22 protein-coding genes are annotated in these 18,291 nt (G+C 69.7%); 11 read left to right on the top strand and 11 right to left on the bottom strand.

All coding sequences use genetic code 11. The features are described 5' to 3' along the window. The first annotated feature begins 33 nt into the window (after positions 1-33). From QLQ12_RS31340 to QLQ12_RS31325, 4 genes are all read left to right on the top strand, one after another. Positions 34-456 carry a VOC family protein gene (locus tag QLQ12_RS31340; RefSeq protein ID WP_282764123.1) on the top strand — a complete coding sequence of 141 codons (423 nt, stop codon included), beginning with the start codon at positions 34-36 and terminating at the stop codon, positions 454-456. A 140-nt stretch (positions 457-596) separates the two neighbouring features. Beyond that, positions 597-1,160 carry a TetR/AcrR family transcriptional regulator gene (locus tag QLQ12_RS31335; protein WP_282764122.1) on the top strand — a complete coding sequence of 188 codons (564 nt, stop codon included), beginning with the start codon at positions 597-599 and terminating at the stop codon, positions 1,158-1,160. Between the two features lie 175 nt (positions 1,161-1,335). Next, positions 1,336-2,910, top strand: coding sequence for a GGDEF domain-containing protein (locus QLQ12_RS31330; RefSeq protein WP_282764121.1), 1,575 nt, complete (start codon positions 1,336-1,338; stop codon positions 2,908-2,910). A gap of 86 nt (positions 2,911-2,996) precedes the next feature. Further along, positions 2,997-3,818: an SAM-dependent methyltransferase gene (locus QLQ12_RS31325; protein ID WP_282764120.1), complete on the top strand. Its 822-nt coding sequence runs from the start codon at positions 2,997-2,999 to the stop codon at positions 3,816-3,818. A 94-nt stretch (positions 3,819-3,912) separates the two neighbouring features. Here the strand turns inward: QLQ12_RS31325 and QLQ12_RS31320 are convergent, their stop codons facing one another. Further along, positions 3,913-4,272, bottom strand: coding sequence for a hypothetical protein (locus QLQ12_RS31320; protein ID WP_282764119.1), 360 nt, complete (start codon positions 4,270-4,272; stop codon positions 3,913-3,915). Then, on the bottom strand, positions 4,265-4,513 hold the full coding sequence (locus tag QLQ12_RS31315; RefSeq protein WP_282764118.1) for a hypothetical protein: 249 nt from the start codon (positions 4,511-4,513) through the stop codon (positions 4,265-4,267). The genes QLQ12_RS31320 and QLQ12_RS31315 overlap by 8 nt, the downstream gene beginning before the upstream one ends. Before the next feature lie 259 nt (positions 4,514-4,772). On the opposite strand from QLQ12_RS31315, the gene QLQ12_RS31310 reads away from it, so the two are divergent. After that, positions 4,773-5,009, top strand: coding sequence for a DUF397 domain-containing protein (locus QLQ12_RS31310; protein WP_282764117.1), 237 nt, complete (start codon positions 4,773-4,775; stop codon positions 5,007-5,009). A gap of 52 nt (positions 5,010-5,061) precedes the next feature. On the opposite strand, the gene QLQ12_RS31305 is transcribed toward QLQ12_RS31310, so the two are convergent. After that, a complete protein-coding gene (locus QLQ12_RS31305; protein WP_282764116.1) occupies positions 5,062-5,952 on the bottom strand; it encodes a helix-turn-helix domain-containing protein in 891 nt (296 codons plus the stop codon). 275 nt (positions 5,953-6,227) lie between these two features. Here QLQ12_RS31305 and QLQ12_RS31300 point away from each other — a divergent pair, with 275 nt between their 5' ends. The 3 genes from QLQ12_RS31300 to QLQ12_RS31290 all read left to right on the top strand — a co-directional run bounded on the left by QLQ12_RS31300 (position 6,228) and on the right by QLQ12_RS31290 (position 7,106). Next, positions 6,228-6,527: a hypothetical protein gene (locus QLQ12_RS31300; protein WP_282764115.1), complete on the top strand. Its 300-nt coding sequence runs from the start codon at positions 6,228-6,230 to the stop codon at positions 6,525-6,527. Continuing rightward, positions 6,524-6,706 (top strand): hypothetical protein, encoded by a 183-nt coding sequence (locus tag QLQ12_RS31295; protein ID WP_282764114.1) that lies wholly within the window; start codon positions 6,524-6,526, stop codon positions 6,704-6,706. Before QLQ12_RS31300 ends, QLQ12_RS31295 begins: the two co-directional genes overlap by 4 nt. Before the next feature lie 139 nt (positions 6,707-6,845). After that, positions 6,846-7,106, top strand: coding sequence for a DUF3040 domain-containing protein (locus tag QLQ12_RS31290; protein WP_282764113.1), 261 nt, complete (start codon positions 6,846-6,848; stop codon positions 7,104-7,106). On the opposite strand, the gene QLQ12_RS31285 is transcribed toward QLQ12_RS31290, so the two are convergent. The 7 genes from QLQ12_RS31285 to QLQ12_RS31255 all read right to left on the bottom strand — a co-directional run bounded on the left by QLQ12_RS31285 (position 7,107) and on the right by QLQ12_RS31255 (position 14,355). Further along, positions 7,107-7,943 carry a phosphoribosylaminoimidazolesuccinocarboxamide synthase gene (locus QLQ12_RS31285; RefSeq protein ID WP_282764112.1) on the bottom strand — a complete coding sequence of 279 codons (837 nt, stop codon included), beginning with the start codon at positions 7,941-7,943 and terminating at the stop codon, positions 7,107-7,109. Positions 7,944-8,145: 202 nt separating this feature from the next. Beyond that, the gene (locus QLQ12_RS31280; protein ID WP_282764158.1) at positions 8,146-9,372 is read right to left on the bottom strand and encodes an MFS transporter; all 1,227 of its coding nucleotides are present in this window, start codon (positions 9,370-9,372) and stop codon (positions 8,146-8,148) included. 187 nt (positions 9,373-9,559) lie between these two features. Beyond that, positions 9,560-10,711, bottom strand: a complete 1,152-nt coding sequence (locus tag QLQ12_RS31275; RefSeq protein ID WP_282764111.1) for an outer membrane protein assembly factor BamB family protein — start codon at positions 10,709-10,711, stop codon at positions 9,560-9,562. Between the two features lie 104 nt (positions 10,712-10,815). After that, complete coding sequence (locus QLQ12_RS31270; RefSeq protein ID WP_282764110.1) at positions 10,816-11,433, bottom strand: DUF305 domain-containing protein; 618 nt, start codon at positions 11,431-11,433, stop codon at positions 10,816-10,818. Further along, a complete protein-coding gene (locus QLQ12_RS31265; protein ID WP_282764109.1) occupies positions 11,430-12,257 on the bottom strand; it encodes a lytic polysaccharide monooxygenase in 828 nt (275 codons plus the stop codon). Before QLQ12_RS31265 ends, QLQ12_RS31270 begins: the two co-directional genes overlap by 4 nt. 110 nt (positions 12,258-12,367) lie before the next feature. Further along, complete coding sequence (locus QLQ12_RS31260) at positions 12,368-13,672, bottom strand: HAMP domain-containing protein (RefSeq protein ID WP_282764108.1); 1,305 nt, start codon at positions 13,670-13,672, stop codon at positions 12,368-12,370. Continuing rightward, entirely contained in the window at positions 13,669-14,355 is a 687-nt protein-coding gene (locus QLQ12_RS31255) for a response regulator transcription factor (RefSeq protein ID WP_282764107.1), read from the bottom strand. The genes QLQ12_RS31260 and QLQ12_RS31255 overlap by 4 nt, the downstream gene beginning before the upstream one ends. A 36-nt stretch (positions 14,356-14,391) precedes the next feature. Between QLQ12_RS31255 and QLQ12_RS31250 the strand changes: the two genes are divergently transcribed. The 3 genes from QLQ12_RS31250 to QLQ12_RS31240 all read left to right on the top strand — a co-directional run bounded on the left by QLQ12_RS31250 (position 14,392) and on the right by QLQ12_RS31240 (position 17,847). Continuing rightward, positions 14,392-14,982 (top strand): DNA mismatch repair protein MutL, encoded by a 591-nt coding sequence (locus QLQ12_RS31250; protein WP_282764106.1) that lies wholly within the window; start codon positions 14,392-14,394, stop codon positions 14,980-14,982. Positions 14,983-15,140: 158 nt separating this feature from the next. After that, entirely contained in the window at positions 15,141-17,096 is a 1,956-nt protein-coding gene (locus QLQ12_RS31245) for a M4 family metallopeptidase (protein ID WP_282764105.1), read from the top strand. 163 nt (positions 17,097-17,259) lie between these two features. Then, positions 17,260-17,847, top strand: coding sequence for a biotin transporter BioY (locus QLQ12_RS31240; RefSeq protein ID WP_282764157.1), 588 nt, complete (start codon positions 17,260-17,262; stop codon positions 17,845-17,847). Here the strand turns inward: QLQ12_RS31240 and QLQ12_RS31235 are convergent. Further along, positions 17,841-18,287 carry a MarR family winged helix-turn-helix transcriptional regulator gene (locus tag QLQ12_RS31235; RefSeq protein WP_282764104.1) on the bottom strand — a complete coding sequence of 149 codons (447 nt, stop codon included), beginning with the start codon at positions 18,285-18,287 and terminating at the stop codon, positions 17,841-17,843. The two genes, QLQ12_RS31240 and QLQ12_RS31235, sit on opposite strands and share 7 nt — an antisense overlap. Positions 18,288-18,291: the final 4 nt, after the last annotated feature.

Here is an 18,291-nt window from a genome sequence, read left to right as displayed (position 1 = left end):
GACCTGACCGCAATCGTGGGTAGCGTGCGGTCCATGGCTTACGACTTCCAAGTCTCCGTGGACTGCACCGATCCGCACACGCTCGCCGACTGGTGGGCGGAGACCCTCGGCTGGGACGTGGAGTCCCAGGACGAGGCGTTCATCAAGGAGATGATCGCCAAGGGTTACGCCACCGACGCCGAGACCACCCATCACGGGGGCAGGCTGGTGTGGCGCAGCGGCGCCGCGATCCGGCACCCGGAGACCGCCCGGCGGATGCTCTTCCAGTTCGACGAGGCCGCCAAGACGGTGAAGAACCGGATGCACGTCGACGTGTTCGTCGGCGAGGAGAAACGGAACGCCGTCCGTGACCGGCTGATCGAACGCGGCGCCATCCATCTCTGGGACGGCCGGCAGGGCCCCCACTCGTGGGTGACGATGGCCGACCCGGAGGGCAACGAGTTCTGCATCACCTGACCGCGACCTCGCGGTCCAGCAGCGCCGAGAGAGCCGACCCGTGCCGCTGCTCGCCGGCCTCGTGATGCGCCGAGGGCGCCGGCCATGGCGACACCGAACGGATCGCTGTCCTTCCCTCGCCACGCCGTATCGTGTGGCGCATGGCCCCCCGGCTGCGCGCGGACGCCCGCCGTAACCGAGCAGCCCTGCTCGCCGCGGCGCGCGAGGTCTTCGCCGAGCAGGGCTTGGACGCGTCGCTGGACGAGATCGCCCGGCGGGCCGGGGTCGGCAACGCCACCCTCTATCGCCGCTTCCCCAGCCGGCGGCACCTGATCGCCGAGGTCTTCGCGAACCACATGACCGCCGCGGTCCACCTCGCCGAACAAGCGCTCGAACACCCGGACCCGTGGGCCGCGTTCGTCGGTTACCTGACCCGTGTCTGCGAGTTGCAGGCCACCGACCGTGGCCTCGCGGAACTGCTGGTGACCACCACCTTCGACGACGACGAACGGCTCGCCGGCCTGCGCGCGACCGCCCAGCAGCGGGCCGTGGACGTGGTGACCCGGGCCCAGCGGGCCGGCCGGCTGCGCGCCGACTTCACCCGCGGTGACCTGGCGTTGCTGATGATGGCGAACGCCGGGGTCGCCCAGCACTCCGCCGACCCCCAGGCCTGGCGGCGCCAGCTCACCCTGGTCATCGGTGGCCTGGGCGCCCCTCGGGTGTGAACCTCAACTGGCCGGCGCCGCTGCCGAGTAGGACGGAGGTCACGCCGCACTCCTTGGGGTCAGCCGCTCACACAGAGCTAACCTCGGAAAGCCAGGCGGTTCCCCTAAGCCTCGGCCGATCCGTGCCGATGGTCGCCCGTGGGAGCAGACTCGCTGAAGCGGAGGGAGGCGATCGGTGGCAGACTTGATCAGCGCCGAGACGCTCTCGGACCTGCTCCTCGCCATCGAGGACGAGCGCTCCTGGGACCCACAGGCCGAACTCGCTCGGGCCGTCGGGATCGAGGAGGCGGCCCGGGTTCTCGGTGATCCGCTGCTGATCGCCCGTGCCCGGCTCTGCCAGGCCAACATGCGGCTGCGCTCCGGCGACATCGCCGCCGCCGCCGAGCAGATCTGGCAGGTGCACGAGTGGGCGGTCGCCAACGACGCACGACTCCTGATGGCCCGCACCCACCTGATCTGGGCGGCCATCCACCAGAACCTCGGTGACGCCGAGCAGGCCCTGGAGCACGCGCTGCTCTCGGTCGAGTTGCTCGACGACGAGTCGACCACCCACATGCACATCTGGCACCGCACCAAACTGGCCGACGCCCTCTGGTCCGCCGGCTCGATGGACGCCGCCCGCGTCCGCTACGCCCAGGCCGAGGAACTGGCGGTCCGGACCGGTTCGCCGGCTCTGCTCTGCCTGCTCAACAACCACGCCTACGCGGAATACGACACCGGCAACCAGGAGCGCGCCGAAGAGGTGGCGAACCGTCTCCAGCGGCTCGCCGACGAGCGCGGCATCCACCTCGAGCCGGCGTTCCTCGACACCGTCGGCGCCATCCAGATCGGCAACGGGCGTTACGCCGAGGCCGAGGCGACCATGCGGCTCTGCATCGAGCGGCACGGCGAGGGCCGTCATGAGGACGCCGACGCCCTCGCCGAGTACCTCCTCACCCTCGCCCAGGCGCAGCGCGGCCTCGGCGCGCACCAGCGGGCGCAGCGGAGCCTCGACACCTGCCGGACCATCTGCACCGAGCGCGATCTGGTCGACGTGCTGGTGCGCGTGCACCAGGAGCAGGCCGAGCTGCACGCCGACCGGGGCGAGTTCGCCGAGGCGTTCGCCGTGCACAAGACGTTCTTCGACGCCTACCAGAACCTCCACTCGCTGCAGCGGGAGGCTCGTACCCGTACCAGGCAGGCGATGTTCGAGACGGTCGAGGCCCGGCAGGAGGCCGAGCGCTTCCGTGAGCAGGCCCGCCGCGACCCGCTCACCGGCCTGCACAACCGGCGGTTCGTCGACGAGTCCCTGCCGTCGCTGATCGAGTCCGATCCGGGCCTCATCGTCGCCCTCGTCGATCTCGACCACTTCAAGCAGGTCAACGACCGGCTCTCGCACAATGTCGGCGACCAGGTCCTGGTCCGGGTGGCCGGCATCCTCGCCGACGGGGCCGCCGCGGCCAGTCCGGCCGGTTTCGCCGCCCGGATGGGCGGCGAGGAGTTCCTGATCGTGCTTCCCGGCACCACCGCGGGCCGGGCCGGCGGCCTGCTCGACGGCATCCGCCGCGCCGTCCGCGACCATGGCTGGCGAGAGATCACCCGAGGCCTCCCGGTCACCGTCAGCATCGGCGTTGCGGCGAGCACCGACCTGAGCGCTCCGACCCAGTCGACTCTTCTGTCCACAGCGGACAGTTGCCTGTACGCTGCCAAGCACGCCGGACGCGATCGCGTCGTCACGTCGACCTCGCGGGGCTATGCCTCCGCCGCTTGAAAACCGGATTCCGGGGGTTAAGTCGGTCGATCGTTCCGGCTAGGCTGAGCGGACGGGTACTGGTCGTGTGTCGCAAGGAGGCGGTCGTGACAGAGGGTAACCCCGCACCCACCGAGGTAGCGCCGCCCGGAGTCAACATCAACGTGCCACACTCCGCCCGCATCTACGACTACTGGCTCGGCGGCAAGGACAACTTCGCCGTCGACCGCGCCGTCGGCGAAGCGATGATCCAGGCCATCCCCGGCATGCGTTACATGGCCGGCGAGAACCGCAAGTTCGTGCACCGGGTGGCCCGCGACCTCGTCGCCAAGGAAGGCATCCGCCAGTTCCTCGACATCGGCACCGGCATCCCCACCCGGCCCAACCTGCACGAGATCGCCCAGCAGATCGCGCCGGAGACCCGCGTGGTCTATGTGGACAACGACCCCATCGTGCTGGTCCACGCCCGCGCCCTGATGATCAGTCACCCGTCCGGCCGCAGTGAGTACATCGCCGCCGATATCCGTCACCCGGTGTCGATCCTCGAGCACCAGGCGCTGCGCGACACCCTCGACCTGACGAAGCCGGTCGGCCTCACGCTGATCGCGATCCTGATGCTTCTCGCCGACGCCGACGACCCGTGGGGCAAGGTCGAGGCGCTGCGTGACGCGCTGCCGTCCGGCAGCTGCCTGGCGATCACCCACCCGACCGCCGACTTCAACCCCGACGAGGTGAACGCCGCGGTCGCCGCCGCGACCGGCGCCGGCATGACGCTGGTGGCCCGCACGCGAGAAGCGGTGACCCGGTTCTTCGGCGACTGGGAGCTGCTGGAACCCGGCGTTGTTCCGGTCTCCGGCTGGCGTCCGGACGACCCGGTCGACGACCCCGAAGCGGCTTATTACTGGTCCGGGGTGGCCCGCAAACCCTGACGGTCAGACGCGAAAGGCCCGCCGGCGGCGGGCCTTTCCTCATGGCTGACCGGGTGGGCGGCCCAGCACGGGGAACCGCGCCGCCCACCCGGAGTCAGACGGGCGTGCTGCGCAGCACCCTCAAGCGGGGCCGCTTGCACGCCGGCGGAACCGGCACCCGCGCCGCGCGGATCAACATCTCGCGGACGGCGCCCTCGCGGCCGAAGCGATCGATCACGACGCCGCGCACGCCGAGCCAGAAGTCACCCTCGTGCGGGATGGGCTGGGCCCAGTTCACCCGCTCCAGGCGCAGCCGGATCGGGCCGATGCCGTAGCAGTAGTCCGACTCGGCGAACTCGTACACCGGCCAGGCCGGGCTGCTCGGCCGCAACCGGTTGTCGCGGACGTGCGGGGCTCTCGGCTGCGGAGGCCGGGCAGGTCGCTGCTCGCGGTGGCAACGAACGAGCTCAGTCACGCGCGTCGGACTCATCCTCCTCGGCAGGCGGCCTCCGGACGGTCGTCCCGCCGGGCCGGCTCAATGCATACCTGACTCCCCCGAACCGGTGCGACACCGTGCTGGCTCTGGTCGAGGCGGCGAACACCTCGTCGGCGAACGGCTCGTCCCGGTAGACCAACGAGTTTCCCCAGCGCGGGCTCTCGACCGCGCCGGAGTCACCCGGTCCAGGATGTTCAGGGCCGACGTTGGGTATCGACATATCCCCACCTCTCGCTTGGACGCCCCCGCCAGGGAGCCTCGAGCTGAGGCCGCAGACGTCGCTCCGCGACCGACCCATCACCTAAAGGTGTCACCCTCAGTGACACCCCTAGAGAGTAGTACGTGCGTTATCATGCTCAGAATCCCGTGACTACGCAAGGCCAGATGCACGTGCATCTGCATCGCCGCCCGAATTAGGCACGCGGACTTCACCGATCCCGGATCGATGGGCGATCTGGGGCAAATCTAGGGAGCTTGGAATGACCAACGTGGTCAACGGCATGCCCGCCGGCGAACTCCAGGGAGTCACCTGGCAGAAGAGCCGCCGTAGCAACCCGAGCGGCAACTGCGTTGAGTGCGCCGTGCTGCCCGGTGGCGACGTCGCCGTGCGTAACTCCCGGGATCCCGAGGGTTCGGCGCTGATCTACACCCGGGCCGAGATCGAGGCGTTCCTCGGCGGCGTCCGCGACGGAGACTTCGACAACCTGGTCGCCTGAACGTTCAGGTAATACGGTCCGGCCGCCGGCACGCGGCCGGACCGGACCGGCCTCAGGCCGGGCGGCCGACCTCGTTCAGCAGTTTCCCGAGGATCTCAGGAGTGTCGTTCGGCGGCTCGGCGTCGATGCAGACACGCTCCATCGCCATCGCGTAATGGTCCACGTCTTCGCGCTTGTCCAGATAGATGGCGCTGGTCAACTGCTCCACATAGACCACATCGGGCAGTTCCGGCTCGGGGAAGCGCAGGATCGCGAACGGCCCGCCGGCGGCCGCGTGCCCACCGGCCTGGAACGGAATGATCTGCAGGCGCACGCCGGGCAGTTTCGACGCCTCGATGAGCGACTCGATCTGCGCGCGCATGACGTCGACGCCACCGATCGGGCGGCGCAGCACCGCCTCGTCGATCACCGCCCACAACTGGGGGCCACCCGAACGGGTGAGGATCTGCTGCCGCTGGAGGCGCAGGCCGACACGGCGGTTGATCTCCTCCGCACTGGCCCCGGCATGCCCGAGCATGATCACGGCGCGTGCGTAGTCGGGCGTCTGGAGAAGACCGGGAACGAACTGGATCTCGTAGGTCCGGATCAGTGACGCGGCCGCCTCGAGACCCAGATAGGCCTGGAACCAGTTCGGAAGGACGTCACCGAAGTGCTGCCACCAGCCGGGGTTGTTGGCCTGACGGGCGAGGCCGATCAGAGCGTCGCGCTCGGCGGAGTCGATCACGCCGTACATGCTCAGGAGGTCGGCGACGTCGCGTTCCTTGAAGCTGACCCGGCCCAGTTCCATCCGGCTGATCTTGGATCCGGAGGCACGGATCTCGTAACCGGCCGCCTCCCGGGTGATCCCTCTCGACTCCCGCAGCTTGCGAAGCTGGGAGCCGAGCAGGATGCGCAGCACGGTCGGGCCTCCGCCCGGCGCCTCCTCCTGCGAACCCGCGCTCACCTGACTCCTTGTTGCTGCTCTGTGACTGCACGACGCAGTCTTTACGCATCCTAGAGCGGAGATCGTCTACCGCGAAACCAGACAGATCAGGGTCTCCGCGCCGAACGCGTGTTGCGGATGCACGTGCATCTGGCCTTGCGGACGCACTTGATGACGAGCATGATAGCTGACAGACACGTTCCGACCGCTGACACAGCGTGCCGAAATCTTCGGCTGCTCAGCTGTTGCGCCCGCGACACGGCAAGAGTCCGCCTCAAGCCAATGGAGGCATTTCCATGCCGCACCTCACGGCGTCCACGCCGACCGTGACTCCGCCGCACCGCGATCCGGCAGAGGTCGCCCCGGCTGAGAGCTACCGGCCGGCCGACCCGGTGTGGGTTTATCGGAACGGGTGGCGCGCCGGCATCATCGAGGCGGCGTCGCCCCGGGCGGTCACGGTCACCTACCAGCGGGAAACCCACCGGGGGACGGGCGTGGACACCTTCACCGCGCCCTATGTGACTTTTCGCGCCGACAGTGAGCCCGACCTCGACCAGCGGCAGCTGCGGTTGGTGCGCCGGAGGCCGCTGACATGACCGGCGCCGTCACCGTCTCGGCGTTCGTCGGGCTGCTCAGTCTCTTCGCCGGCGTCGCCCTCGGGTGGTACCTCCGCAGCGGCAACGACGGGTGCCCCGCCTGCGCCGAGCCGGAGCAGGGCGGCCAGGCCGACGGCGCGATGCTGAAGTTGTCGCGCAAGTCGTTGTCCGGGCCGTGACCACTCACGTGTGGCCGCGGGCCTGACCCGGTAACTCATTCGGCCATCCCGGCGGATCCGCCATCAGCGCGGGCCGTTTCACGTCACCCACTTCTGGGTACGCCGTCGCGGTCCCCCCTCGGATGGAGGTCGACCCGCCGTGCTCAAACCGGAAGAACACCAGGTCTTCGCCAGCCTGGTGGCCCAGCTCCAGATCGACGACCCCGATCTGACCCGCCGCGCGACCCGCCCACCGCAGCGCTGGGTGCTCATCGCTGTTCTCCTGTGGACGGTGGCGCCGTTGTGCATCGCTCTCGGTGGCTGGACCGGTCTGATCGAAGGGGTGATGGCCGGCGCCTACGGCAGTTACCTGCTCCACAAGCGCCGCCAATGGATCGCAGCCGCCGGCACCCTCTGTTGATCAGCGCCAGCGGTCGCCGGTGAGCCGCTCGTAGACCTCGATGTAACGGTTACGGGTGGCTTCGACCACCTCGTCCGGGATCTCCGGTCCCGGCTCGGTCCGGTCCCAGTCGGTGTGCCGCGTCGACCAGTCGCGGAGGAATTGCTTGTCCAGGTAACGCGGCACCCGGCCCGGCTGCCAGTCGTCGATCTCCCAGAACCGTGACGAGTCCGGGGTGAGCACCTCGTCGCCGATCTTCAGCACACCGTTCGCGTACCCGACCTCGATCTTGGTGTCGGCGATGATGATGCCCTTGGCCGCGGCGATCTCCGACCCTCGCCGGTACACCTCGAGGGTGACCCGCCGCAGTTCCTCGGCGAGCTCCTTCCCGACCCGCTCCTGCGTCTGCTCGAACGTGAGCGGCTGGTCGTGCCCGCCCCCGACCGGTTCCTTGGTGCTGGGCGTGAAGATCGGCTCAGGCAGCTTGGACGACTCGACCAGCCCGTCCGGCAGCGGGTTGCCGGAGATCATCCGCTCCCGCTCATAGTCTTTGAGCCCCGAGCCGGCCAGATAGCCGCGCGCGATGCACTCGACCATGACCATCTCCAGCCGCTCGCACCGGATCGCCCGCCCGGCCCACTCCGCCGGCACATCGGTGGCGGAGATGACATGGTTCGGAATCACATCGGCAAGCTGGTCGAACCACCAGAGCGACAGCTGGGTGAGGATCTTGCCCTTGTCCGGGATCGGCGTGGGCAGGATGACGTCATAGATCGAGATCCGATCCGAGGTGACCAGGATGAGGTCATCCCCATCGGCGTAGACGTCCCGAACCTTGCCGGAGTGCAGCAGCTCCACGTGTTCCCCTCGGTGGTGGCGGGTGAGGTGCGCTTTCACGCTACCGAACCGGACGATCCGAGCACGTCCGAGGAGTCAGATGGGCGGGCTGGCCGAGATGCCGCTAGGCCAGCCGGAAGTAGCGTCCCAGGCGTGTCCGACCCCGAAAATGGCAGTGCCGCCCGACTGAGGAGCCAGTCGGGCGGCACGTGAGGTGGGACGGTCAGGCGGGCTGTTGGGCGGGGCGCCCCAGCAGGAAAGGCAGACTGAGGGAGCGGCCCTTGAGGCGGGCCAGGACGATCCCGCCGATCACCGCCGCGATCGTGGTCACGGCGCCGGCCAGCAGCAGCGCTCCCCGGGCGCCGAGCGAGTCGCACAGGAAGCCGATCGCCGGGGCGCCGACGATCCCGGACAGGGACGACACGATGCCGACCGTCGCGAGGACCCGGCCTCGCATCTCCTCGCGGGTGTCGAGCTGGATGCGCGTGGAGACGACGGTGTCGAAGATGACGGCGCCGGCGGCGATCGGGAGGATCAGGGCGGCGAAGCCGACGATGTTCGGGGCGAGGCCGGAGCAGAACTGCAGGGCGCTGATGAGGAAGCCGGTGCCCAGGAGGACCCGCAGGGTGGAGCGGCCCGTGCCGGCCAGCAGCAGGCCACCGGCGACCGCGCCGACGGCGAAGACGGTCGACAACAGACCGTACGAACCGGACGATCCACCGAGCGGGCCGGACACCATCGACGCCATCGACACCTGGTAGTTGCGGCCGAGCGAGCCGAGCACGAACGACAGCGCCAGGATGGTCAGGATCACCGGCTGCCGCAGCAGGTAGCGGAACCCGGCGACGACACCGCCGTCCGAGGACGTGGAGGTGGCGAGGGCGCGCATGTCGCCGAGGCGCATCGCGAGGAGGGCGACGATCACGGCGACGTACGACACCGCGTTGATCAGGAACAGCGTGGCCGGGCCGGTGATGCCGATGAGCACGCCGCCGAGGGCCATGCCGCCGATGCGGCCGGCCGAGCTGAGCACCGAGCCGAGCGCCAGCGCGGAGGCCAGGGCGTCCTTGGGGACAAGGGCGGAGCCGAAGCGGCCGAGCACCGGGCCTTCGAAGGAGCCGATCACGCCGGAGGCCAGCGCCACCCCGTAGATCAGCCAGTTCCCCGACGAAGGCAGCATGAGCGCCAGCGCGAGCAGCGCCCGGACCGCCTGGAAGGCGATCAGCATGGGCCGCGCCGGGAGGCGGTCGGCGAGGGCGCCGCCCCAACTGCCGAGCAGCAGCACCGGCAGGGACTGCAGCATCACGACCGCGCCCATCGCCGTGGCTGAGCCGGTCGCCGACAGGATCAGCCAGTTCAACGCCAGAACCTGCATCCACGTGCCACCGACGGAAACCAGGTCGGCGGCCGCCCACAGGCGGTAGTTACGCTCTCGGAGCGGCGCGAACATCGGAGCCAAAGCGGCGGCACCTCCACAAGGAAAGTGGCGCCGTCCCTCGGCGCCACCTCCCTCTTCGGACCGGCCTCGGGTTCCGCTTCGCCAGATCCGTCAGGAACACCCCAACGGCAACCCACCAGCGGGGGTACGGCTATCGGCTCCCCAACCGCAACCGATCCGTCCCGTGATGGCACTGGACCTACGGGCCGAACGACCGCAGGACGGCGTCGCGAACCTGGTGGATCCGCCCGCCGGCGACGATCACCTGTCCGGGGCGGTCCGGTCCGGCCACCTCGCCGTCGGCCGGGTCGAGGACCGCGCCTCCGGCGTAGAGGAGTCCACCGGCCTGGACCGGCTGCACACCGTCGACGCCTTGCCGCGCGGTCCAGAGCCGTTTCCCGTCGAGCACGCTGAGCGCGTCCACGTTCGTGCCGTTGACCCGGTAGATCCGTGTCGTGTCCACCGCGACCAGCGAGTTCTCGGTCCCGGCCGCGGTCCAGCCGGGTGTCCCGTCGGCGACCCGGACGGCGCTGAGCAGTCCCGCCCGATCTGTCACGTAGAACCGCTCGCCGGCCGGGTCGGCGGCCTGCGCGGCCCAGGAGACGCCTTCGCGGGTCCACCGGACGGCCCCGGTCTCGATCGAGATTCCGGCGCTGCTTCCCGCCGGCGCCCCGGATCCGTCGGTGGCCCGCACGAGGAGCGTCCCGTCGGCGGACACCTCAGAGCTCAGGAACCGGTCCTTGCTCCACAGCGCCCGCCCGTCCCGTACCGCGAAGGCGGCGACGACGTCCTCGTCGGACGGCGACCCGCCGGAGATCACGATGACGTTCTTGTCGACGACGACGGAGTCGACGGGGCTGCCGAGGCGTTGTCGCCATCGTGGCAGCCCGGTGCCGGCGTCCAGGGCGATGAGTCGCCCGTCCGGGTCGCTCTGCGAGTTGCAGTCTCCACCGGCCACGATCACCAGTCCGCCGCTGACGGCTAGTCGCGGGGTCCCGCTGTCGCCCGGGTCGTCCCAGTCGTACCTCCAGGAGAACGTCCCGGTGGCGGCCGCGTACGCCGAGATCCCGAGCTGATCACTGACGATGATCCGCCCGCCGGAGAGCACCGGCGTCGAGTTCCCGGAGCAGCTCTGGTCGCTGGTCCGGAGGCTGACCTGCCATTTCTGGGTGACACTCCGGATGCTTCCGGCGTTGATCACGGTTTCTCGCGGGTTGTGGTGGCTGTCCTCGGCGTCGTAGCCGGGGTGGTCCCAGAGCGGCGCGACGGCCGCGTCGGCGGGGGTGGCTGCCGCACCGGCGGCCACGATCAGGGTCAGAAGCATTGCGGGGGTACGGCATAGAGCAGACATGCTGCGTAAATTATGCGGAATTACCGCATCAGACAGCAGGAAGCCCCGAAACAGGGCAGTCCGTGATGGACCGCCCCGTTTCGAGGGGGAACCGAAAAGAAGGTTCAGCCGGCGAGCAGTTTGAGCATCTGCTGGACCTGGTCGGTGCGGGACTGCTTGACCCGCTCCGCGAAGGACTTGGCCAGCTCGTTGCCGCCCTTGTCGAGTTCCATCTGCGCGAACTCGACCGCGTTGTGCTGGTGCGCCAGGAAGAGGTTGAGGAAGGCGGTCTCGAACCGCTTCTCGTCGACCGTCTTCAGCGACGCGATCTCCTCCTTGCCGGTGCTCGGCATGCCACCGTGGTCGGCGTGCAGGCTGACCCGCTCGTCGAGGGTGGTGGGCTTGCCCCATTCGGTGAGCCAGCCCTCCATCAGCCTGATCTCGTCGGCCTGGGTGACCTGCACGGCCTTGGCCAGGTCGGCGACCTCGGGACGGCCGGCCCGCTCGGCGGCGATCTGGGCCATCTCCTGGCCCTGCCTCTGGTTGTCGATCAGCATCTGCAGGAACATCACGTCGTTGTCGTTGAACGTCTTGCCGGCGGTGATCTCCGAGACGTTCTTGACGTTCTGGGTCTGCACCGCCGTGGCGGCCGGCACCGGAGCCTTGTCGGCGGCGGTGCCGCACGCCCCGAGCAGGAACGGCGCGGCCGCGAGGACGAGCGCGGCTACGTGGCGGCGCTTCACAGCGGAAGCCAGAGGGCGAGCGTCCAGACGGAGGGCTCCCAGCTGCGGATCGACTTGTGCGCCTGACGGCACTGGTAGGTCACACCACCGAAGGTGACCTTGTCACCGGCCTGGTACGCCACTCCCGGCGCCCACTCGGTCCCGCTCGCCGGGGCGGTGCCGGTCGGCGCGGCCGTGGCCGTCGTGGTCGGGGCGGTCGTGGCCGGGGCGGTCGTGGCCGGGGCGGTCGTCGGCGCGGTGGTGGGCGACGTGGTCGGAGCCTTCGTCGGGGCCGTGGTCGTCGGGGCCGTGGTCGGCGTCGTCGAGCCGGAACCGCCGATGTTGACGTCCACGCAGTTGTAGAAGGCGGCCGCGGTGTCCCCGATGTTCCACACCGCGAGGACCGTCTTCCGGCCCGAGAATTTGCTCAGGTCGACGGTGTGCGAGACGGAGGCGGCCGGGATGGCGTTCTTGTCGTCGAACGTGGCGACCGCCGTGCCGTCCACGTAGTACACCCAGGTGGCGGTCCGGTGCCGGGCCGTCAGGACCCAGTTGAAGGTCGCCGACTTACCGACCGTGGTGGCCGGCCAGTTCCTGGACTCGTCGTTCAGCTCGGGGAAGGCGGCGTTTCCACCGTTGCACTGCTTCGACCCCTTGGGGGCTTCCACGCTCTGCGGCTCGAACTGGATGGCGCCGCAGCCGGACACGGTGCCGGCGGCGCAGAGCGCCTGGCGGCTCGGAGGCGAGGAGACGTAGCCGTGTGCCAGGGCAGGCGACGACGCGACGGTCAAAGATGATGCGACCATCCCGAGGGTAGCCAGCGGGTAGGCGATCTTCCTGCGCATGTCAGCTCTCCTGTGTTTCTAGACCTGGCAATCACTTACAGGCCGGAACATTAGGAGTGGCTGCCATAACGGAGCCTTAACAGAACCCACGAACCTTTTTAAATGTGAAATCAGCCGCGTTTGTGCTGATCAGTGGGCTCCGAAGCCGATGTCGGGAACAGAATTCCGATGCGGGCGCCACCCAGGGGACTACGGTCGATGACGAGTTGGCCGCGCACAGTTTCCGCGCCGCGTCGCACGATGTCCAGACCCAGTCCGGTCGAGCCGGCGCCACTGAATCCGCGTTTCACCGCGCTCTCCGGGTCGGCGATGCCCGGGCCCGCGTCGTCGACGAGCAGGCCACCGGCCGAGACGCTGACCCGGAACGCGGTGCCGTCCGGGGTGTGCGAGAAGACGTTGCCGAGCAGCGCGTCCACCACCAGGATCACCTCGCTCGGCGGCATCGGGACCATCACCGGCTCGTTGCCGCCGACGACCTCCCACGGACGCTCCTGATCCTCGGCGAGCACCGACCAGAAGGCGAGCCGGTCGGCCAGCACCTCGACCAGATCGCACTGCTCGGAGCCGCGCTTGGAGATGCTGCCCAGCCGGGCGCCGGTGATGATCGCCTCCAGCTCCTCGTCGAGCAGGTCACAGGCCTGGCGCATCCGTTCGGCGATCAGGCCGGGCGGCATCGCCTCGACATCGAGACGGAGGCCCGTCAGCGGCGTACGCAATCGGTGGGAAAGGTCTGCCGCCAGCTCGCGCTCGCGGTCGAGCAGACGTCGCAGGTCGTCGGCCATGCCGTTGAAGGCGTTCGCGGCGTCGCGCAGTTCGCGCGGGCCGGTCGGTGTCATGCGTTCGTTGAGGTCGCCGCCGCCGAGGCGGCGGCTGGCCGCCGCGAGCTGGCGGGTGGCCCGGACCAACTGGCTGCCGAGCCGGTCGGCGAGGAGTGTGGAACCGCCGACCAGCAGGATCGCGAGCCCGCCGAGAGCGAGCCAGGCCGTGCCGACGCCGCGCCGGGTGTCCTCGCCGGGGACGAAGACCTCGACGACCACGGTCCGGCCGTCGGTCAGCACGGTCGGCTGCAGGTAGGCGACGCCGCCGCCGGTCTCCGCGGTGGCGGCCCGCCGCTCCTGCGCCGCCCGCTGCACGGACGCCGTGGTGAGGTGCGAGGTTCCGATCGGGTCGAGGCCGGGCAGGTGCAGCGCGAGCCGGCCGGCGCTGCCCGCGGCGGTGCTGGCGACCGCGTTGGTGAGGGTGAACAGGTCGCTGTCGACGCCGAGCACGGTCACCATCGAGGTGGCCTGCTGCCGGGCGTCGGAGATGGCCCGGTCGTAGGCGATCTGCCGGGTCGCGACGGCGAGCGGCACGAGGAAGGCGAGCGCCACCATGGAGGTGATGGCGAGCGCCAGGCGGTTGAGCGCCCACCTCATCGCGGATCGACCATCATGACGCCCACGCCCCGGACGGTGTGCAGGTAGCACGGTTTCGCGGCGGTCTCGCCGAGCTTGCGGCGCAGCCAGGAGATGTGGACGTCGATGGTCTGTTCCTCGCCGATCCGGGCCTGCTGCCACACCTGGTTCATCAGCTCGCGCCGGCTGATCACCTGGCCGACCCGCTCGGCGAGGTAGGCGAGGACGTCGAACTCGCGGCGGGTGAGCTGCAACGGTTCGCCCCGCAGCTCCACTCGGCGCTGCCGCGGCTTGATCACCAACTCGCCCACGGTGATGGCGTTGGGCTGCTGCTCGGCGGTGGTCCGGGCCCGGCGCAGCACCGCCGAGATGCGGGCGAGGATGTGGCCGCCGGAGAACGGCTTGGTCACGTAGTCGTCGGCGCCGGCGCTCAGGAGCGCGATGATGTCCGCCTCGGAACGCCGCGCGGTGGCCACGATCACGGGCACGTCGGAGACGGTACGCATCATCCGCAGCGCGTCGGTGCCGTCGATGTCGGGCAGACCGAGGTCGAGAATGACCAGGTCGGGCCGCTCCTGGGTGACGATCTTCAACGCCTGGGCGGCCTGACCGACCGGGCGCACCACGTGCCCGGCATCGGTCAGGGCCCTGGTCAGAGCGGCCGTGATGATGCGGTCGTCCTCGACCAACAGGATCATCGCCATGGCGATAACCATAGGACCAGGTGAGAGGATGGCCCCGTGCGATCTTCCAGGTGGGTGCCGATAGCGGGCTGGTGTGTGGCCACCGCGACAAGCATCGTGCTCTCCTCGGTGGCGCTCTCTCCGGTGCTGAACGCGGCACAGGCCGACTCGGGTGAACTGCCCGACATCGATCAGCTCCCGGCGGCCGCCGCGCTGTCCGGGACCAGCGGCGCGCCGACGCCGAAGACGGCCACGCCGAGCCCGATCGCCAGCCCTTCCACGTCGGCCACGCCGTCGCGCACCACACCGTCGGCGTCCCGCAGCGCCGCGACCTCCCCGGAGCCCGCCGCGACCACCACGAAGCCGTCGACCACCACCGAGAACGGCTGGACCGTCACCACCAGCGACGGCGTGAAGACCTATGTCCGGTCGTTTGCGACCGCGGGCGGCACGGCCGTCGTCAAGATGACCAGCAAGGGCATCGTGTCGCTGGTCACGGCCACTCCGGCAGACGGTTTCCGGGTGGAGAAGACCGGCTCGGACACGAACCTGGTGGTCTACTTCCACGAGACCGGCCGCAGCTTCATCATTCACGCACAGTGGTGGAACGACGCGCCCCTGGTCGAGGTCAACCAGATCGGCGCATGACCCACCCCGCACACCGGATTCGCCGGAGCGCAAGGGTTTTCCCCGATTCGGTGACGCCCGTCTATGCATAGCGTCTCCCCTCAAGTCACCCCGGTGTGACCCGCCGTCCCCGGACGGTTGAGGCCCGCCCTATCCCCCGGGGCGGGAGAGGAGTATGCGTGAAATCCCGTACCCCAGCCGTCATCGCACTGACCGCCGCCACTGCGGCCGCGTCAGCGATGGTGGCGGTCACCGGACCGGCGACCGCCCAGGCGCCCGTCGACCCCGCCGCGGTATCGGCGCGGGCATCGGACTCCGCGTCGGCTCTCGTCGCCGACCGCCCGCAGGTGCTGCAGGCCAGTGACGGCGAGGCGTTCGTGCAGCACCAGGTGATCTCCACAGACAATCTGCAGTACGTGCCCTTCGACCGCACCTACAAAGGACTTCCGGTCGTCGGCGGTGACTTCGTCGTCGTCACCGACACGGCCGGCCGGACCAAGTTCACGTCGGTCGCACAGACCCGGCCGATCGGCGAGCTCTCGATCACCCCGAAGCTCTCCGCGGCCGACTCCCTTCCCGCCGCCAAGGCCGAGCTCAAGACGGTGACGAACGTCGAGAGCACCCGGCTGGTCGTGGTGAACACCACGGGCACCCCGGCCCTGGCCTGGGAGTCGATCGTCAACGGCACCCGGATCGACGACCACGGCGACGAGAACGTCAGCCGGCTCACCGTCGACGTGGACGCCACCACCGGCACGGTGCTGCGCACCCAGGAGCGCGTCACCCATGTCAGCGGCAACGGCACCGGCTGGACCACCGGCGCGGTCACCCTGGACACCACATTGTCCGGTTCGACATACAGCCTGCGTGACCCGTCGATGCCGACGCTGACCTGCCAGGACTCGTCGACCAACACGGTCTTCAGCGGCACCGACAACGTGTGGGGCACCGGCGCCGCCACCAATAAGGAGACCGGCTGCGTCGACGCGTTCTACGCCGCTCAGAAGACGAAGGCGATGCTCGGCAGCTGGCTGGGCCGCACCGGATTCACCAGCGGCGGTGGCGCCTGGCCGATCCGGGTCGGCCTGAACGACGTCAACGCCTACTACGACGGCACGCAGGTCCAGATCGGCAAGAACAACGCCGGTCAGTGGATCAGCTCCATCGACGTGGTGGCCCACGAGCTGGCCCACGGCATCGACGACAACACCCCGGGCGGCATCTCGAACGGCGGCACCCAGGAGTTCGTCGCCGACACCTTCGGCGCGGCCGCCGAATGGTTCGCGAACAACCCGAACGACGCCCCCGATTACCAGGTCGGCGAAGAGGTCAACCTGGTCGGCAACGGCCCGATCCGGTACATGTACAACCCGTCGCTGGCCGGGGACGACAACTGCTACTCCAGCAGCACGCCGAACGATGAGGTGCACGCCGCGGCCGGTCCCGGCAACCACTGGTTCTACCTGCTGGCCGAGGGCACCAACCCGACGAACGGGCAGCCGGCCAGCACCCGGTGCAGCGGCTCCGGCGCGATCACCGGCGTCGGCATCCAGACCGCGATGAAGGTCATGTACAACGCGATGCTGATGAAGACGTCCAGCTCGTCGTACCTGAAGTACCGCACCTGGACGCTGACCGCGGCGAAGAACCTCTACCCGAACGACTGCACGGTGTTCAACAAGGTCAAGACGGCCTGGGACGCGGTCAACGTGCCGGCTCAGACCGCCGACCCGACCTGCGCCGGCGCGACCACGGCGCCCACCTCGTCACCCACCGCCGCGCCGGTGAGCTGCACCGGGACGAACGCGGCAGATGTCGCGATCCCGGACGCCGGCAGCGCGGTCCACAGCGACATCGCGATCAGCGGCTGCGCCCGCAGCGCCTCGTCGGCCTCGAAGGTGGCGGTCGACATCGTGCACACCTTCCGCGGTGACCTCCGGGTCGACCTGGTGGCACCGGACGGTTCGACGTACAGCCTGAAGGCGACGTCGACCTCGGACAGCGCGGACAACGTCAACACCACCTACACCGCCAACCTCTCCGGTGAGGCGGCGAACGGCACCTGGCGGCTCAGGGTGCAGGACACCGTCGCGCAGGACACCGGGCACATCAACACCTGGACGCTCACCCTGTGAGTTCGGGCGGGGCGCCGCGCCGGTTCAGCGTGGCGCCCCGCCTGAACGATCACTAGCGCATCACGGTTCCCCTCCGATGACTGCCGCTGAGGCCGGCGGGGACCTATGGTTTCTCCTACGTGTACGGACAGGAGGCCCTTCTGTGGCTTACAGCACATTCGGCATGGTGGCCGGGCGATCCACCGGAGTCCTGGCCGACGTGTGGGGTCGTTCGGTCGTACGCGATGTGCTCCTGACCCTCGGCGGGGCGGGCGCCGTCGGCCTGGCCGCACAGATCGCCATCCCGGTCCCCGGATCCCCCGTCCCGATCACCGGGCAGACCTTCGCCGTCCTGCTCGTCGGCGCAACCCTGGGAGCGACCCGCGGCGCCGCCAGCATGCTGATCTACGTGCTGGCCGGCACCCTCGGCGTTCCATGGTTCGCGGCCGGCGCCTCCGGCTGGCCCGCGGCCACCGCCGGCTACCTGATCGGTTTCGTTCTCGCGGCCGCCTTGATCGGGCAGCTCGCCGCTCTCGGCGCGGACCGCCGCCCGTTCCACACGATCGGTCTGATGGCCGGCGGCAACGCGCTGATCTATCTGGTCGGTGTGCCGTGGCTGGCGTTCGCGACGGGGACCGATCTGGTCGCCGCGCTCGATATCGGCCTGGTGCCGTACCTGATCGGTGACACGCTGAAGACGCTGCTGGCCGCCGGGCTGCTGCCCGGCGCCTGGCTGCTGATCGACCGGCGGGCCGGCACCGGCCGCTACTGACCGGGACGGTAGGGGTCGGTGATCTCGCGCAGCGCCGAGAGCGCATCCCGCAGCTGAGCCATCCGTCTCCCGCCGAGGTGGGCGGCCCACTCCGCCTCCACCTCGGCGACCGCGGCCGCGGCGACGAGACCCGCCGCCCGGCCGCGCCCGGCGATCCGGACCAGCCGGGCGCGGGCGTCGGCCGGGTCCGGCGCCCGCTCCACGTAACCGGCCCGTTCCAGCTGGTCGACGAGGAAACCGGTGGTCTGTTTCGTCACCTGGGCCTGCTCGGCGAGGTCGCCGAGCCGGGTGCCTTCGGGGCCGATCCGCTGGAAGACGCGGGCCTGCGCGAGCGTGATGTCGGTGAAACCGGCCTCGGCGACCGCGTCCAGCACCCGCTTCTCCATCGCCCGGTACGCGATGAACATCAGCAGGCCGGCGTTGAGATCTTCTTGCGCCATTCGC

Origin of the sequence: Actinoplanes sandaracinus, from assembly GCF_030009775.1 — a bacterium.
In the GTDB taxonomy this organism is placed as follows: Bacteria; Actinomycetota; Actinomycetes; order Mycobacteriales; family Micromonosporaceae; genus Actinoplanes; species Actinoplanes sandaracinus.
This window is presented reverse-complemented; position numbering and strand designations above follow the sequence as displayed.